Genomic DNA, 16,548 nt, shown 5'->3' on the forward strand with positions numbered 1-16,548 from the left:
CTCGGACGCGCCGCAGGGAGGAGCGGACGATGGCGTCGTCGCGCATCGAGGTGAAAGAGGTCCGCTCGCTGGTCCCCGCACGGATGGATCGGCTGCCGTGGGCCCGGTTCCACTGGATGATCGTGGTGGGTCTCGGCTTCTCGTGGATCCTCGACGGCCTCGAGGTGCAGATCGTCGCGGCGAACGGCTACGCCAGCACGCTCGGGATGGGCCCCGCCGAGGTCGGTCTCGCCGGCACGTTCTATCTGCTCGGGCAGGTCTTCGGCGCGCTCGTCTTCGGTCGCCTCACCGACCGGCTCGGCCGCAAGAAGCTCTTCATCATCTCCCTCGTGATCTATCTCGTGGGATCGGGTGTCGCGGGCCTGTCGTTCGCTCCCTGGTTCTTCTACGTCTGGCGCTTCGTGGCCGGCGCGGGCATCGGCGGCGAGTACGCCGCGATCAACTCCGCGATCGACGAGATCATCCCGGCGAAGTACCGCGGTCGCGTCGACATCGCCATCAACGGCACCTACTGGGGCGGTGCGGCTCTCGGCGCCGTCGCGAACATGTTCTTCCTGAACACGGACATCCTCCCCGAGGACATCGGCTGGCGCCTCAGCTTCTTCCTCGGACCGGTGCTGGGCATCCTGATCATCTGGCTGCGCCGGCACATCCCCGAGAGCCCGCGCTGGCAGATGACGCACGGCCGCGAGGACGAGGCGGAGCGCAACGTCGACGAGATCGAGCAGCGCATCCGCACGGAGGGGAAGACCTTCGAGGACGTCCCGGAGTCCAAGGCGATCACCGTGAGGGAGTACGGCCGGGTGCCGTTCGTCACCATCGCGAAGGTCCTCTTCACGAAATACCCGCGCCGCACGTTCGTCGGCATCACGATGATGGTCACGCAGTCGTTCCTCTACAACGCCATCTTCTTCACCTACGCGCTCGTGCTGGAGAACTTCTACGACACCCCGCCCGCCGAGGCGTCGACGTACTTCATCGTCTTCGCGGTGGGGAACCTGACCGGTGCGCTGCTGCTCGGGCATTTCTTCGACACGTGGGGACGCCGGCGGATGCTGTTCGGCACCTACATGCTCGCGGGTCTCATCCTGCTCGTGAGCGCCTTCCTGTTCAACGCGGGGGTGCTCACGGCGGCGACCCACACCGCCTTCTGGTGCGCCTCGTTCTTCTTCGCATCCGCCGGCGCCTCGGCCGCCTACCTCACCGTCAGCGAGATCTTCCCGCTCGAGGTGCGGAGCCAGGTGATCTCGTACGTCTTCTCGATCGGCCAGCTCGTGGGCGCCATCGCCCCCACCCTGTACGGGTCGCTCATCGGCTCGAGCGCCGACACCGGCGACCGCGGTCCGCTGTTCTGGGGATACGTGCTCGGGGCGAGCGTCATGATGTTCGGCGGCATCATCTGCGGGATCTTCGGGGTGAGCGCCGCCGGCAAGTCCCTCGAGGACATCTCCGACCCGCTGTCGCTCGTCGAAGGGGCGAAGGAGGGCGTGACCCCCGGTTCGCGGTGAGGGCGGGTGCGTCCCGGCCGCCGGCGTGGCACACTGCCGACATGCCGCCGAGGACGCCCGAGTCGATGACCCCGGTGCAGCGCGCCCGGCTGCGGTCGCATCTGCTGTCCGCGCCCGCGTCGACCGTGACGGATGCCGCCACCCACATGCTGGCCGTGCAGTCCCAGGACTTCGGCGGCGGACGCTGGGCGCTCGCCGCCCGCACCGCGGACCATCCGGGCCGCTCCGACGTCGACGGCGCGTTCGAGCGGGGCGAGCTGGTGCGCACCTGGACCCAGCGCGGAACGCTCCACATCGTGGCGGCCGCCGACCTGGCATGGATCCTCCCCGTCACGGCCGGGCGCCAGCTGCAGGCCGCCGCCGGCATCCATCGCGCCTACGGCATCGACGACACGGACCTCGGCCGGGCGGAGCGGGCCGTCCGCACGGCGCTCGCCGGCGGCAACCGGCTCACCCGCGCCGAGTTCGCGGACGTCCTCGCGGGGGCGGGCATCGAGACGACCGCCTCGCGGGCCAACCACCTGCTGTCGGCGCTCGCGGTACGCGCGGTGCTCGCCCTCGGACCCGTCGTTCCGCGCGAGAGCGGGCCGACACGGGAGCAGTACCTGGTCGCCGTCGACGACCTGCCCGCCGGGCGCACGGTCACCGACCCGCTGGCCGAGCTGCTCGTCGCGTATCTGCGCTCCCACGGACCGGCGACGCTGGCCGACTTCCGCTGGTGGGTGGGACTGCCGCAGACGGCCGTCCGCGAGGCGGCGGCCACGGCCGGCGACCGGATCGCGCCGGCGGAGGAAGCGGGCATGTTCGTCGGGACGGATGCCGGGGACGCGGCAGCGGCCGTCGCGGACGGCGCCGACCGGGTGCGCGCGCTGCCCCCGTGGGACGAGTACTACCTGTCGTACGCCGACCGCAGCCGGGTGTGCGCGCCGGAGCGGATGGCGCGCGTCGGCCCCAGTGCCAACGGGATGGTCAAGCCGGTGCTCGTCGCCGGCGGCGAGGTCGTCGGCACGTGGTCGCACTCGACGGCCGTCGGCAAGCACCACCTGCCGCCGGTGGCGGCGGCGTTCGAGGAGGAGGCATCCGTCGACGCGACCGACGCGCTCGCGGAGTACGCGCGGTTCCTCGCCTCCTGAGCGCGGCTCAGCTGTCGGCGTGACGGTCGAGGAAGGCGTACACCTCGTTGTCGTCGACGCCGGGGAAGGAACCCGCCGGCAGCGGCGAGAACATCCGCATGTGCACGCGCGCGCTCGGCCAGGCCTTGCCCTCCCAGCGGCGGGTCAGCTCGGCGTCGGGACGGCGGCAGCATCCCTCATCGGGGCAGGTGGAGGTGGCGCGCTTGTGGGTCTCGCGACCACGGAACCAGCGGGCGTCGTCGAAGCCGACGCCGACCGTGATCGAGAACTCGCCGTCGGTCGTCGAGCCCGTCTGACTCGAGCACCAGAACGTGCCGCCCGGAGTGTCGGTGTACTGATAGTGCTCGGTCGTGCGGTTCTGCTCGGTGAACGCCGAGCGCGCGGCGAAGGTCCGGCACACCATCTGGCCCTCGACCGCCCCCGTCACGTCCATCGGCAGGGGGAGGCCGTCGTTCTCGTAGACGCGGCTGATGGCGCCGGTGTCATCGACGCGGAGGAAGTGCACCCCGATGCCGAAATGCTGGGTCAGCAGGTTCGTCAGGCGCATCCCGGCGGCCTCGTGGGTGACACCGAACGCGTCGCGGAAGTCCTCGACGGCGAGGTTGCGATCCTTCTTCGCCTGCGCGAGGAAGGCGACCGAGGCCGTCTCGGGCATGAGCGCGCACGCCGCGTAGTAGTTGATCTCGAGGCGCTGCTGCAGGAAGTCCGCGTAGTCGGTGGGCGGCGTGTGGCCGAGCAGCCGGTGCGCCATCGCCTGCAGCGCCATGGAGCGCAGGCCGTGGCCGCCGGGGATGGATGCCGGCGGCAGGTAGATGCGACCGTTCTCGAGGTCGGTGACCGAGCGGGCCGAGTGCGGCAGGTCGTTCGCGTAGATGAGCTCGAAGCCCAGCTGCTCGGCCATGATGCTCACCGTGCGGTGGGTGAGGGCGCCGGTGGTGTGCCCGGCGGCCTTGAGCTGCCGTTCGGCGAGCTTCTCGATCTCGGGGAGGTAGTTGTGGACCTCGCGCATGCGCAGACGCAGCTCGGTGTTGGCGCGTCGTGCCTCCTCCGGCGTCGCGGTGGCCTCGCGCTCACGGCGCTGCAGCTCGCGGTGGAGGGCGAGGATGCCGTCGATCGTGTCATCGGTCATGGTCTTCGTCACCCGGACCGGGGGGACGCCGAGCCGTCGGAACACCGGGCTCTGCTGGGCGCGCTCCAGCTCCAGTTCCAGGGCGGCGCGCCGGTTCGGCGGCTCCGCGGACAGGAGGTCCGTGACGTCCGTGTCCGTCGCGACCGCGACCGCCTGGAGGAGGGAGAGCTTCGGCTCCCGCTTGCCGTTCTCGATGAGGCTGAGCTGGCTCCCCGCGACGCCCACGATGGCGCCGAGCTCGTCGAGGGTGTACCCCTTCGCGAGCCGGTGATGGCGGATGCGGTGACCGAGGGTGGAGAGCTGCAGAGGGGACGCCATGATCTTGAGTGTAGTGAAAGATTCCCCTTTCTTGACGCCTGCCGAGGTGGAAAGAGGACGCTCGAGAGGCGGAGAGTGGAAACAAGCCACCTACCGAAGGAGCGACGATGGCCATCGCAGACCTCTTCACCCGACCGATCCGGACCGGCGCCACGAGCCGGGCCGCGTCGTACGGCGACCGCCCGAACCTCGCGGGGCCGGGCATGGCCGCGCTGCACGCCTGGGTCGAGGAGATCGCCGCCCTCACGACGCCCGACCGCATCCACTGGGTCGACGGGTCGGCTGCCGAGAACGACATGCTGCTGCGTCAGCAGGTCGAGGAGGGCAAGCTGATCAAGCTCAACCCCGAGTGGCGGCCGGGCTCGTACCTGGCGCGCTCCCACCCGAGCGACGTGGCGCGCACCGAGGGGCGCACCTTCATCGCCTCGGAGCGCGAGGAGGACGCCGGCCCGACGAACAACTGGGCCGACCCGGCGGAGATCCGTGCGACCATCACGCCGCTGTTCGCCGGCAGCATGCGCGGCCGGACGATGTACGTCGTTCCCTTCTCGATGGGCGCCGTGGGCGGACCGCTGTCGCACATCGGCGTCCAGGTCACCGACAGTGCGTACGCCGTCACCTCGATCGGCATCATGACCCGCGTCGGGACGACGGTGCTGAGCCAGATCGCCGACGGCAAGCCCTGGGTCAAGACGGTCCACTCCGTGGGTGCACCGCTCGCGCCGGGGGAGACGGATGCCGCCTGGCCCTGCAACGACGAGAAGTACATCGTCCACTTCCCCGACACCCTCGAGGTGTGGTCGTTCGGGTCGGGTTACGGGGGCAACGCGATCCTCGCGAAAAAGTGCTTCGCCCTGCGCATCGCCTCGGTCATCGGCCGCGATGAGGGATGGCTCGCCGAGCACATGCTGCTGATCCGCGTCATCGACCCGAACGGCAAGGCGTACCACGTCGCGGCGGCCTTCCCGTCGGCGTGCGGCAAGACGAACCTCGCGATGCTGCGCCCCTCGATCCCCGGCTGGCGCGTCGAGACGCTGGGCGACGACATCGCCTGGCTGCGTCCCGGTGAGGACGGCCGGCTCTGGGCGATCAACCCCGAGGCGGGGTTCTTCGGCGTCGCGCCCGGCACCGGCGAGTCCACCAACGTCACCGCCGTGGAGACGCTCTGGGGCAACACGATCTTCACGAACGTCGCACTCCGTCCCGACGGCGACGTCTGGTGGGAGGGCCTGACGGACGAGGTGCCGGCCGAGCTGACCGACTGGCAGGGCCGGCCGTGGACGCCCGCGTCGGGCACGCCCGCCGCGCACCCGAACTCGCGCTTCACCGTGAGCGCCGGCCAGTGCCCGCAGATCGCGGCGGACTGGGAGGCGCCCGAGGGCGTCCCCCTGGACGCGATCCTCTTCGGCGGGCGCCGAGCCACGAACGTGCCGCTCGTCGTCGAGGCCACCGACTGGACGCACGGCGTCTTCATGGGCTCGAACATCTCCTCCGAGCGCACGGCGGCGGCGGAGGGCACCGTGGGCGAGCTGCGGCGCGACCCCTTCGCGATGCTGCCGTTCTGCGGCTACAACATGGCCGACTACTTCGGCCACTGGATCAAGGTCGGCCAGCAGCTGCGGTTCGACCGGGCGCCGCGGATCTTCCAGGTCAACTGGTTCCGGAAGGGATCGGACGGCCGGTTCCTGTGGCCCGGGTTCGGTGACAACGCCCGCGTGATCGACTGGATCATCCGGCGCGTCGACGGCACGGTCGGTGCCGTGGACAGTCCGGTCGGGCGGCTGCCGCAGCCGGCGGACCTCAACCTGGACGGCATCGACGTCCCGTCGCAGGATCTCGACGAGCTGTTCGCGATCGACCCGGACTCGTGGCTCACCGAGGCCGACCTCACCGAGGAGTTCTACCGGACGTTCGGCGGCAAGGTGCCGCCGGCGCTGTACGCCGAGCTCGCGGCGCTCCGGTACCGCCTGAAGCGCGCCGCGCTGCCCGCCTGAAGCGGGGCCGTCCTCGCGAGGTCAGACCAGCAGCTGGCGGGCGGCGAGGTCGCGGTACAGCGGCACGGTGGCCACGAGCTCCTCGTGGGTGCCCTGTCCGACCACGCGGCCCCGGTCGAGCACCACGATGAGGTCGCTGTCGACGACCGTCGAGAGGCGGTGCGCGATCACGACGAGCGTGCGGCCGGATGCCACGGCATCGATCGCCTCCCGCATCCGCTGCTCGTTGAGCCCGTCGAGGGACGACGTCGACTCGTCGAGCAGCAGGATCGGGGGAGCGGCCAGCAAGGCGCGCGCGATCGCGAGTCGCTGACGCTCGCCGCCGGAGAGCATCACGCCCGCCTCTCCGACGGGCGCGTCGAGTCCGAGCGGACTGCGCTCGAGCACGTCGCCGAGATTGACCGCCCGCAGCACGCGCTCGCACGCCGCGTCGCTCGCGTCCGGCGACGCGAGGCGCAGATTGTCGGCGATCGTGCCGGCGAGGGTGGGGGCATCCTGCTCGACGTATCCGAGCTGCGCCCGCAGGCGCGCGCGGTCGAGCGTGCGGGCGTCGACGCCGTCGAGGAGGACGGCGCCCGACGTGGGGTCGTAGAACCGCTCGATGAGGGCCAGCGTCGTCGACTTCCCGGCGCCGGAGGGTCCGACCAGCGCGACGCGCGCGCCGCGCGGGACGCGGAAGGAGACGCCCCGCAGCACCTCGCCATCGGCCTCCTCGGTCTCGAGTGCGCGCGTGTCGGCGTGCACGTCGGCGAGCGCGTCGGCGGCCTGCCGCTCGACCGAGCGCCGCGCCTCCACGACGGCCCGAGGGTACGAGAAGTGCACGTCGCGGAACTCGATCGAGGCACTCTCGTGCACGGCCGGATCCGCCTCGAGCGACGCCGCGATCCGGGCATCCGCCTCGGTCTCGGTGGGCAGATCGAGCACCTCCTGGATGCGCCCGAGCGCTCCCAGCGCCTGGTTGACGGACGTGATGGCTCCGAAGAGCGAGCCGAGCGGCGCGATGAGGAAGAAGAGGAACATGATGAAGGTCACGAGCTGCGCGATGTCGATCGCGCCCTCGGCGACGCGGAAGCCGCCCACGCCGAGGACGACGAGCAGCGACACCTGCAGCGCGATGCTGGCGACCGGCACGACGAGTGCGGAGACCTTCGCGACCCGCACTCCCTCGTCGTACGCCTCGCGTGCCGTCGCCTCGATCGCGGCCTGCTCCCGGTTGCCGGCGCCGGACGCGCGGATCGTGCGGATCGAGCCGACGGCACGCTCGACGCCCGAGGCGAGCGCGCCGACCTTCTCCTGCTGCGCGGTCGTGGCCGCCCGGATCCGCGTGCTGAGACCGCCGACGAGGGCGACCGAGACGCCGATGACGACGACGATGAGCGCGAGCAGGACGGGATCGATCAGGAGCATCGCGACGATCGCGCCGACGAAGATGAGGGCGTTGCCCAGCGAGTCGGCGAGCCCCTGGGTCAGGACGGCGTAGAGCAGCGTCGTGTCCGTCCCGACGCGCGAGACGAGGTCGCCGGTGCGCCGGGCGTCGTACTCCTGCACGGGCAGGTGGAGCAGTCGCGCGACGAGTCGTCGGCGACTCGAGTAGACGACCGCCGTGCCCGTGCGCTGCAGGAGGTAGTGCTGCACGCCGCCGACGAGGGAGGCCGTGACGACGAGGCCCACGAGGAGCCAGACGAGGATGCCGAGCGCCTGGCTCGACTGCACGCGCTCGATCACCTGTCCGACCAGGACCGGCTGGAAGAGGGTCGCGACAGCCTCGAGCACGCTGAGGATCGCGACCACGACGAGCACCCGCTTGTGCTCGAACACGAACGGCAGCAGCTGCGTGAAGCTCGCGCGCGGCCCCTCGGGGGGCTTGCGGCGGCGCAGCGGGGATCGGGAGTCGGAAGACATGGGGATGCGTCCTCGGGGTCGTGGGTGGATCGGGGCGACGGCGCCGCCTCTATCTTCGTCCGAACTTCTTGTGAACCGCCTGCCGGGTCACGCCGAGCGCCCCGGCGATGGCCTGCCAGGAGAACCCGGCGATCCGGGCCTTGCGGACCTGCACCTCTTCGGCGCGCGCGAGCTCGCGCCGCACGTCGGCGAGGCGCCGCAGCTCGGCCAGGGGCTGCGGGTCCGGCGCCGCACCGAGGAGGGTGCGGATGTCGTCGCTGCTCATGTGTCAACCGTAATTGACACAGCGCGATTTTGTCAACGTGAGTTGACGCTGTGATCCGCGTGTCGCCGCCCGTCGCTAGTGTGGTGCGGTGCCCGAACCCGTCATCTCCGCCCGGAACCTCGTCAAGACGTACCGGATGAAGGGCAAGCCCGACTTCGTCGCCGTCGGCGGGCTGGACTTCGACGTCGCGCCGGGGGAGTCGTTCGGGCTCCTCGGCCCGAACGGGGCGGGCAAGTCGACGACGATGAAGATGATCGGCGCGGTCTCCACCCGCACGAGCGGCGACCTGTCGATCCTCGGCCTCGACCCCGACCGCCACGGCCCCGAGATCCGCTCCCGGCTCGGCGTCATCCCGCAGCAGGACAATCTCGACGGCGAGCTCAACGCGCGCGAGAACCTGTTCATCTACGGCCGCTACTTCGGCCTGCCGCGTGCCGTCTGCGCGCAGAAGGCGGACGAGCTCCTTGCCTTCGCGCAGCTCGAGGACAAAGCCAAGAGCAGGGTCGACCAGCTCTCCGGCGGCATGAAGCGGCGTCTCACGATCGCCCGCGGTCTCATCAACGATCCCCGCATCCTGCTGCTCGACGAGCCGACGACGGGCCTCGATCCGCAGGCGAGGCACGTCCTGTGGGACCGGCTGTTCCGGCTCAAGGAGCGCGGCACGACCCTCGTCCTCACGACCCACTACATGGACGAGGCCGAGCAGCTCTGCGACCGACTGATCGTGGTCGACAAGGGACGGATCATGGCGGAGGGCACGCCCTCGTCGCTCATCCGGGCGCATTCCAGCAGGGAGGTGCTGGAGGTCCGCTTCGGCTCCGACCGCAACGAGCAGGTCGCCGCGCAGCTGCACGGCATCGGCGACCGTGTCGAGGTCCTTCCCGACCGTGTGCTCGTCTACGCCGCCGACGGGGAGGCCGCCCTCGAGCGCGTCACCGCCGCGGGGCTGCAGCCGATCACGAGCCTCGTCCGCCGCTCGAGCCTCGAGGACGTGTTCCTGCGGCTGACGGGAAGGTCGTTGATCGAATGAGCGAGACGGCCCAGTCCCCGACGCCGACCCTGGACGAGCTGCGCGCCGAGGCGATGGAGTGGGGCCGCCTGCCCCGCCGCCGCGGCAGCTGGTACGTCACCGAGCACATGGTGCGGGCGATGCGCGCGTACGGGTGGACGATCGTGGTGGGCGCACTGGGACAGCCGGTCCTCTATCTTCTGGGCCTCGCCGCCGGTCTCGCCGCGCTCATCGACGCCCCGATCCGAGACGGCGGCCAATCGGTCGACTACCTCGTCTTCGTCGCCCCGGCGCTGCTGGTCACGGCGGCGATCTCCGTGGCATCCGAGGAGATGACCTACCCCGTCATGGCCGGCTTCAAGTGGCGGCGCTACTTCTTCGGCTTCAACGCGTCGGCGCTGTCGAGCCCGCAGATCGCGAACGGCGTCATCCTCGGGGCGACGGCCCGGATGGCCTTCGCCGTCGCCGCGTACTACCTGTTCATCTGGCTCCTGGGGGCGACCGGCCTCGGGTGGAGCACGGTCCCGACGCCCGAGACGGGGTGGCTGTCGATCCCGGTCGGCATCCTGGCCGGCGTCGCCTTCGGCATCCCGCTCATGGCGTACGCCGGATCGATCGAGGACGACAGAGGTCAGTTCGCGCTCGTGCAGCGCTTCATCTTCATGCCGATGTTCCTGTTCTCGGGGACGTTCTACCCGCTCGAGAACCTCCCCGGCTGGCTGCAGTGGATCGGCTGGATCTCGCCGCTGTGGCACGGCGCCGAGCTCGGCCGCCTCGCCACCTACGGCGCGTCGGTTCCCCCCGTGATGGTCGCCATCCACCTCGGCTACCTCGTGGCGCTCGCCGGCATCGGCTACCTGTGGGGTCGGCGCGTCTTCATCGAAAGGCTCGCGACATGACCGCCGTGACCGCCGCTCCACCCGCCACCCGCGGCGGAGGCGTCCGCGCCCTCTGGGCCGGCAATCCCGGCGCCGTCGTGCAGCGCGGGCTGCTCGCGGCGAGATCCTCCAGCTGGATCGTGGTGCTGTCGGGGTTCTTCGAGCCGGTCTTCTACCTCGCCTCGATGGGGATCGGCCTCGGATCGCTGGTCGGCGACCTGCAGACCTCGCAGGGCGTCCAGGTCGAGTACGCCGCGTTCATCGCCCCGGCTCTCCTCGCGGTGTCGGCGATGAACGGCGCGATCTACGACTCGACGTGGAACGTCTTCTTCAAGCTCAACTACGGCAAGCTCTACGAGGGCATGCTCTCGACGTCCCTGGGCCCGCTCGACGTCGCCCTCGGCGAGATCCTCTACGCGCTGCTGCGCGGACTGCTCTACGCGACCGGCTTCATGATCATCATGCAGGTCCTGGGGCTCAACCTGGCGCCCACCGCGATCCTCGCGATCCCGGCGGTGCTGCTCATCGCGTTCGGCTTCGCGAGCCTGGGCATGGCGATCACGAGCTACATGAAGACCTTCCAGCACATGGACTGGATCAACTTCGTGCTGCTGCCGATGTTCCTCTTCTCGGCGACGTTCTACCCGATCTCGGTGTACCCGGAGTGGGTCCAGAGCTCCGTGATGGCGTTTCCGCTGTGGCACGGCGTGGAGCTCATCCGCGGTCTCACCACCGGCATCCTGTCGGCGTCGATGCTGTGGCACGTGCTCTACTACGTCGTGATGATCGCCGTCGGCCTCGTCTTCACGACGAAGCGGCTCCGCGCGCTGTTCCTCGACTGACGATCGGCGCCGCACAGACGGATGCCGCGGCTCCGCCCGACGAGGGGAGGGCCGCGGCATCCGTCGTGCCGAGCGCGGGTCAGCGGGACGCGCGCTCCTCGGCCCCGATGAAGGTGTCGTAGTCGACGTCCTTCGTCTCCTTCGACAGCCACAGGGCGACGAAGGTGAGGACGCTGGCTCCGGTCAGGTAGACGCCGACGAGCCAGGGCGAGCCGCCCGTGGCGGCCCACAGCGCGACGGCCACGATCGGTGCGAGCGCCGCGCCGAGGATCGACGAGACGTTGTAGGAGATCGCCGAGCCGGTGTACCGCACGTTGGTCGGGAACAGCTCCGGCAGGATCGCGCCCATCGGGCCGAACGTCGCGCCCATCAGCATGAATCCGAGGATCAGGAACGCCTGCACGAGCGCGCCGGTGAACTTCGGGTCCACCTGCGGCAGGAGGAACACGTTGAATGTGAGGCCGAAGACGGCGATCGCGGCCGTGATCCACAGCAGCAGCTTGCGCCGGCCGAGGGCGTCGGCGATGGGCCCGGACAGCAGGGTGAAGATGCCGAAGAACACCACGCCGACGATCTGCATGATGACGAAGTCGGTGTACCCGAAGCCGAGGCCCGGCACGTACGCGGCGGCGTCGAAGGCGGTGCCCGCCTCCGCGGCGGCCTGCTCGGCGGCCTCGAGACCGGCCTTCGTGCCGTAGGACAGGGTGAAGCTCGTCATCAGGTAGAAGAGGACGTAGGTCGCCAGCATGATGAACGTGCCGAGGATGAGCTGCCACCAGTGACGGCGGACGACCTCGCCCAGCGGGAACTTGCGGATGGCGCCGGACTTCTCCGCCTTCGCGAACGTCTCGGACTCGACGAGCTTCAGTCGCACCCACAGGCCGATGATGACCATCACGGCCGAGAAGAGGAACGGCACGCGCCAGCCCCACTCCAGGAACGCGTCCGAGCGCTGTGCCGGGCCGTCGGGGTGCGGGAGGGCGAAGTTGATGACGAGGAAGATGCCGTTGGCGATGATGAAGCCGATCGGCGCGCCGAGCTGGGGGAACGTGCCGTACCAGGCGCGCTTGCCCTTCGGAGCGTTCTCGGTGGCGACGAGGGCGGCACCCGACCATTCGCCACCGAGCGCGAAGCCCTGGAACAGGCGCAGGATCAGCAGGAGGAGGGCTGCCCACCACCCGATGCCGTCGTACGTCGGGAGGACGCCGATGAGGAACGTCGCGACACCCATCGTGAGGAGGGATGCCACGAGGGTGGCCTTACGGCCGAACTTGTCGCCGAAGTGTCCGAAGACGACGGCGCCGATCGGGCGCGCGACCATCGCCGCGCCGAACACGGCGAACGAGGACAGCAGCGCGGTCGTGTCGTCGCCGGTCGGGAAGAAGAGGATGGGGAAGACGAGGACGGCGGCGGTCGCGTAGACGTAGAAGTCGTAGAACTCGATCGTCGTGCCGACGAGGCTCGCGGTGATGACGCGCGAGCGGGGATTGGCGGGGGCAGCCGTGGCTGCCGATGCTGCGGGAGCAGTGGACATGCGGGGGGACCTGTCGGAGAGAGCGTGCAACGTCCTCGTGGGACGATCGGCGGCGGTGTCGCTGGCGACGGGGTGTGTCGCAGCGGGACTCGCGCGGGAAAACCGAAAGCGCCGGCGGTGTGGCCGGCGCGCGTTCCCAGTGTACTCCCAGAGACGGCCGAGCTCCCCCCCCCCCCCGGATGCCGAGGCCGCGGCATCCGGGGCGGGGGTCACCGCCAGATGACGGCGAGTCCGGCGTTGAGGAGGGTGAGTGCTCCGACCGACCAGAAGATGCCGGCCGGCACCGCACCCGCCTTCCGGCCGCGCGCGGCACCGGCGCCGAGGAGGCCGCCGATGATGACGAGGACGACGAGCTTGATGCCGATCTTCGTGTAGTTCAGGTCGTGGCTGAGCCCCCACGGGGCGGACAGGACGAGGCCGGCGAGCAGCGCGACGCCGAGCCCCCAGTGCATGAGGCGGGTGATGCGCCGCCGGCCGAGGGCCTCGACGAGCCAGGCGCCGAAGATCGCGGCGAAGCCGACGAGGTGGATCAGGACGACGATGCTGCGGAGGGTCTCCATGCCATCAGGGTACCTGAAGGTCGCGGAGGGTGACAGCCGTGCGCAGCGCGGCGTCGGCCGCCTCGGCGCCCTTGTCCTCCCTGGACCCGGGAAGGCCGGCGCGGTCGATGCCCTGCTGCTCGTCGTCCAGCGTGAGCACGCCGAATCCGACCGGCTTGCCGGTGTCGAGCGCCACCCGGGTGAGTCCGTCGGTCGCGGCGGCCGAGACGAAGTCGAAGTGCGGGGTCCCGCCGCGGATGATGACGCCGAGCGCGACGGTGGCGTCGGCACCCGCCTCGAGCGCGGCCTTCGCGACGACCGGCAGCTCGAACGAGCCCGCCACGCGGACGAGCTGCCACGAGGCGCCGGACGCGTCCAGGACCCGGGCTGCGCCGGCGATCAGGCCGTCCGTGATGACGTCGTGCCACTGGCCGGCGACGACGACGACCGTGAGGCCGGTTCCGTCGATCGGCTCGGTCTTGGGTGCGCCGTGTCCGCTCATGCGTCCTGCTCCTCACTGTGCGCGAGAGCCTCGCGCAGCTCGTCGGCGTCGATGATGTGGCCCATGCGGTCGGCCTTCGTCGCCAGGTACTGGTGGTTGTTCGCGCCGACGCCGACGAGGAGGGGCACCTGCTCGACGATCGACAGCCCCAGGCTGCGCAGCTGCGCGACCTTGTCGGTGTTGTTGGTCAGCAGGCGGATCTCCCGCACACCCAGGTCGTCGAGGATGCCGGCGGCCGCCGCGTAGTCGCGGGCGTCGGCGGGGAGGCCGAGCGCGAGGTTGGCGTCGACGGTGTCGAGCCCGCGCTCCTGCAGGCTGTACGCGCGCAGCTTGTTGATGAGGCCGATGCCGCGTCCCTCGTGACCGCGCATGTAGATGACGACACCGCCGTCCTGCTCGATCGCGTCGAGCGCGGCGTCCAGCTGCGGGCCGCACTCGCACTTGAGCGAGCCGAAGGCCTCGCCGGTCAGGCACTCCGAGTGGACCCGCACGAGGGAAGCGCCCCCGGTCAGGTCGCCGGACACGACGGCGATGTGGTCGGTTCCGGTGATCCGGTCCTTGTACGCCAGGAAGCGGAACTCCCCGTGCGAGGTGGGGACGGTGGACTCGGCGCGCAGGCTGACGCGGCGCCGGTGGGGGTGGACGGGCGTGGTGACCGCGCTCTCGCCGTCCATCGCATCCAGGTGGGCAATGAGCTGCTCGATCGTGATGACGGGGATGTTCTCGCGTTCGCCCATCTCGAGCAGCCCCGGCATCCGCATCATGCTGCCGTCATCGGCGACGACCTCGCCGATGACGCCGACGGGGGCCAGTCCGGCGAGCTTCAGGAGGTCGACGGCCGCCTCGGTGTGACCGGCGCGCTCGCGCACCCCGCCGTCGACCGCGCGGAGCGGCAGCACGTGACCGGGTCGGATGAGGGAGGCCGGTGTCGACGTCGGGTCGGCGAGGACGTTCACCGTCCGTGCGCGATCGGCGGCGCTGATGCCCGTCGTCACGCCCTCGGCGGCGTCCACGCTGACGGTGTACGCCGTGCTCTTGCTGTCCTGGTTGACCTCCACCATGGGGGGCAGGTCGAGGCTGTCGGCGAGGTCGGCGGGCATCGGCGCGCACAGGAAGCCGCTCGACCAGCGGATCGTCCACGCCATCCACTCGGGCGTCGCCAGCTGGGCCGACAGGATGATGTCGCCCTCGTTCTCGCGTCCCTCGTCGTCGGCGACCAGGACGGGCCGGCCGGCCCGCAGTGCGGTCAGGGCGTCGGGGATGGGGGAAAGGCTCATTCCGAGCCTCCTTCTTCTGCGGGGGTGAATCGGAGCATGCGCTGCACGTGGCGGGCCAGGATGTCGGTCTCGAGGTTGACGGCGTCGCCGGCCGATCGGCCGCCGAGCGTCGTGACCGCGAGGGTCTCGGGGATCAGGGAGACCTCGAACCAGTGCAGGTCGGCGGCGGCGGCGGAGACGGCGGAGACGGTCAGCGAGACGCCGTCGACCGTGATCGATCCCTTGTCGACGACGAGCGGGGCGAGGGATGCCGGAAGCGAGATGCGGAGGACCTGCCACTGCTCGCCGGGGCGCACCTCGAGGACCTCTCCGGTGCCGTCGATGTGCCCCTGCACGATGTGGCCGCCCAGTCGCCCGTGCGCGGCCATGGCGCGCTCGACGTTGACGGGGGTGCCGACGCCGAATCCGCCGAGGGTCGACATGTCGAGGGTCTGCTTCATGACGTCGGCCGTGAAGCCGTCGGCCGACTGGTCCGTGACCGTCAGGCAGACGCCGCTGATGGAGATGGAGTCGCCGCGTGCGGCGTCCGACACGGCGAGCGGGGCCTGCACGGTGAGGCGCACGCCGTCGCCGGAGGGCTCGATCGCGGTGATGATGCCCTGCTCTTCGATGATCCCGGTGAACATCAGGGGGTCTCCTTCGGGTGCGCGATGACGAGGATGTCGTCGCCGAGGCGGTGGACGGCGGCGATGTCGAGGCGCCGCTGGTCGCGGATGGTGGTGATGCCGAGGTCGCCGACGGCGAGCCGGTCGCCGCCGATGAGCGTCGGGGCGAGGTACACGAGGAGCTCGTCGACGAGCCCGGCGCGCAGGAACGAGCCGGCGAGGGTGGGGCCGCCTTCGACGAAGACGCGGTGCGTGCCGAGCTCGCGCAGCCGGTCGAGGAGGTCGGGCAGATCCTCGCCCTCGTCCTGCATGAACGGACGCGGGTGCCGACGCAGCCGCGCCTCCTGCGGGACGGCCCGCGTTCCCACGATCACCGGGCGCGGCTGGTCGTCGTAGAGCGATCCGTCCGGCCGGCGGGCGGTGAGGGCGGGGTCGTCGGCGAGGACGGTGCCGGTGCCGGCGACGATCGCGTCGGCGGCGGCGCGCCGCTCGTGGACGTCGGCACGGGCGTCGGGCCCGGTGATCCACTGGCTCGTGCCGTCGGATGCCGCAGCGCGCCCGTCGAGCGACTGCGCCCACTTGACGGTGACGTGCGGCCGGCCCAGGCGCTGCACGGTCAGCCAGCTGCGCAGGAGGTCCTCGCACTCGTCGGCGAGGACGCCCGCCGCGACGTCGACGCCGGCGGCGCGCAGGCGGTCGGCGCCGCCCGAGGAGGCGTCACCGGGATCGGCGACGGCGAACACGACCCGCGCGATGCCCGCCTCGATGAGGGCGAGGGCGCACGGGCCGGTGCGGCCGGTGTGGTTGCAGGGTTCGAGCGTGACCACGGCGGTCGCGCCGCGCGCGCTCCCGGGGGAGAGCTTCGACAGCGCGTCGACTTCGGCGTGGGCCGTCCCGGCGCCCCGGTGCCACCCCTCGGCGAGCACGTCGCCGGACGGCGAGAGGAGGACCGCGCCGACCTGCGGGTTGAGGCCGCGGGGTCCCCGCCGGGCGAGCTCGAACGCGCGCCGCAGGGCGGTGCGTTCTGCGTCGGTGACACTCATCCGGATCCTCACGATGGGGACTCCGGGGCGCGGATGCAGGGGCGACGGGCTCGCGGATGTCGTCCACGAG

15 protein-coding genes are annotated in these 16,548 nt (G+C 71.0%); 6 read left to right on the top strand and 9 right to left on the bottom strand.

Annotation, left to right across the window (positions count from 1 at the left end; translation table 11 throughout):
• The first annotated feature begins 29 nt into the window (after positions 1-29).
• Together AB3M83_RS10840 and AB3M83_RS10845 are read left to right on the top strand one after the other, a co-directional pair.
• The gene (locus AB3M83_RS10840; protein ID WP_412947971.1) at positions 30-1,508 is read left to right on the top strand and encodes an MFS transporter; all 1,479 of its coding nucleotides are present in this window, start codon (positions 30-32) and stop codon (positions 1,506-1,508) included.
• 41 nt (positions 1,509-1,549) lie between these two features.
• Positions 1,550-2,641, top strand: a complete 1,092-nt coding sequence (locus AB3M83_RS10845; RefSeq protein WP_412947973.1) for a winged helix DNA-binding domain-containing protein — start codon at positions 1,550-1,552, stop codon at positions 2,639-2,641.
• A 7-nt stretch (positions 2,642-2,648) separates the two neighbouring features.
• On the opposite strand, the gene AB3M83_RS10850 is transcribed toward AB3M83_RS10845, so the two are convergent.
• The gene (locus AB3M83_RS10850) at positions 2,649-4,088 is read right to left on the bottom strand and encodes a helix-turn-helix domain-containing protein (RefSeq protein WP_412947975.1); all 1,440 of its coding nucleotides are present in this window, start codon (positions 4,086-4,088) and stop codon (positions 2,649-2,651) included.
• A 107-nt stretch (positions 4,089-4,195) separates the two neighbouring features.
• Between AB3M83_RS10850 and AB3M83_RS10855 the strand changes: the two genes are divergently transcribed.
• Positions 4,196-6,082, top strand: coding sequence for a phosphoenolpyruvate carboxykinase (GTP) (locus tag AB3M83_RS10855; protein ID WP_412947976.1), 1,887 nt, complete (start codon positions 4,196-4,198; stop codon positions 6,080-6,082).
• Between the two features lie 21 nt (positions 6,083-6,103).
• Here the strand turns inward: AB3M83_RS10855 and AB3M83_RS10860 are convergent, their stop codons facing one another.
• Both AB3M83_RS10860 and AB3M83_RS10865 read right to left on the bottom strand, forming a co-directional pair.
• Entirely contained in the window at positions 6,104-7,984 is a 1,881-nt protein-coding gene (locus tag AB3M83_RS10860) for an ABC transporter ATP-binding protein (RefSeq protein ID WP_412947977.1), read from the bottom strand.
• Positions 7,985-8,033: 49 nt separating this feature from the next.
• Positions 8,034-8,249, bottom strand: a complete 216-nt coding sequence (locus AB3M83_RS10865) for an AsnC family protein (protein WP_412947979.1) — start codon at positions 8,247-8,249, stop codon at positions 8,034-8,036.
• An 88-nt stretch (positions 8,250-8,337) separates the two neighbouring features.
• Here AB3M83_RS10865 and AB3M83_RS10870 point away from each other — a divergent pair, with 88 nt between their 5' ends.
• The 3 genes from AB3M83_RS10870 to AB3M83_RS10880 are packed head-to-tail and all read left to right on the top strand — an operon-like array spanning position 8,338 to position 10,978.
• The gene (locus AB3M83_RS10870; RefSeq protein WP_412947981.1) at positions 8,338-9,279 is read left to right on the top strand and encodes an ABC transporter ATP-binding protein; all 942 of its coding nucleotides are present in this window, start codon (positions 8,338-8,340) and stop codon (positions 9,277-9,279) included.
• Entirely contained in the window at positions 9,276-10,157 is an 882-nt protein-coding gene (locus tag AB3M83_RS10875) for an ABC transporter permease (protein WP_412947983.1), read from the top strand. Before AB3M83_RS10870 ends, AB3M83_RS10875 begins: the two co-directional genes overlap by 4 nt.
• Entirely contained in the window at positions 10,154-10,978 is an 825-nt protein-coding gene (locus tag AB3M83_RS10880; protein ID WP_412947985.1) for an ABC transporter permease, read from the top strand. The genes AB3M83_RS10875 and AB3M83_RS10880 overlap by 4 nt, the downstream gene beginning before the upstream one ends.
• A 79-nt stretch (positions 10,979-11,057) precedes the next feature.
• Here the strand turns inward: AB3M83_RS10880 and AB3M83_RS10885 are convergent, their stop codons facing one another.
• The 6 genes from AB3M83_RS10885 to ribD all read right to left on the bottom strand — a co-directional run bounded on the left by AB3M83_RS10885 (position 11,058) and on the right by ribD (position 16,478).
• Positions 11,058-12,512, bottom strand: a complete 1,455-nt coding sequence (locus AB3M83_RS10885; RefSeq protein ID WP_412947987.1) for an MFS transporter — start codon at positions 12,510-12,512, stop codon at positions 11,058-11,060.
• 209 nt (positions 12,513-12,721) lie between these two features.
• Positions 12,722-13,072, bottom strand: a complete 351-nt coding sequence (locus AB3M83_RS10890; RefSeq protein WP_412947989.1) for a Fe-S protein — start codon at positions 13,070-13,072, stop codon at positions 12,722-12,724.
• Between the two features lie 4 nt (positions 13,073-13,076).
• On the bottom strand, positions 13,077-13,553 hold the full coding sequence (ribH, locus tag AB3M83_RS10895) for a 6,7-dimethyl-8-ribityllumazine synthase (RefSeq protein WP_412947991.1): 477 nt from the start codon (positions 13,551-13,553) through the stop codon (positions 13,077-13,079).
• Positions 13,550-14,830 (bottom strand): GTP cyclohydrolase II, encoded by a 1,281-nt coding sequence (gene ribA / locus AB3M83_RS10900; protein ID WP_412947993.1) that lies wholly within the window; start codon positions 14,828-14,830, stop codon positions 13,550-13,552. Before ribA ends, ribH begins: the two co-directional genes overlap by 4 nt.
• Positions 14,827-15,456, bottom strand: coding sequence for a riboflavin synthase (locus AB3M83_RS10905; protein WP_412947995.1), 630 nt, complete (start codon positions 15,454-15,456; stop codon positions 14,827-14,829). Before AB3M83_RS10905 ends, ribA begins: the two co-directional genes overlap by 4 nt.
• On the bottom strand, positions 15,456-16,478 hold the full coding sequence (gene ribD, locus AB3M83_RS10910; RefSeq protein ID WP_412947997.1) for a bifunctional diaminohydroxyphosphoribosylaminopyrimidine deaminase/5-amino-6-(5-phosphoribosylamino)uracil reductase RibD: 1,023 nt from the start codon (positions 16,476-16,478) through the stop codon (positions 15,456-15,458). The genes AB3M83_RS10905 and ribD overlap by 1 nt, the downstream gene beginning before the upstream one ends.
• Between the last annotated feature and the right edge of the window lie 70 nt (positions 16,479-16,548).

It is taken from the genome of Microbacterium pasadenense, assembly GCF_047246565.1.
Lineage (GTDB): Bacteria > Actinomycetota > Actinomycetes > Actinomycetales > Microbacteriaceae > Microbacterium.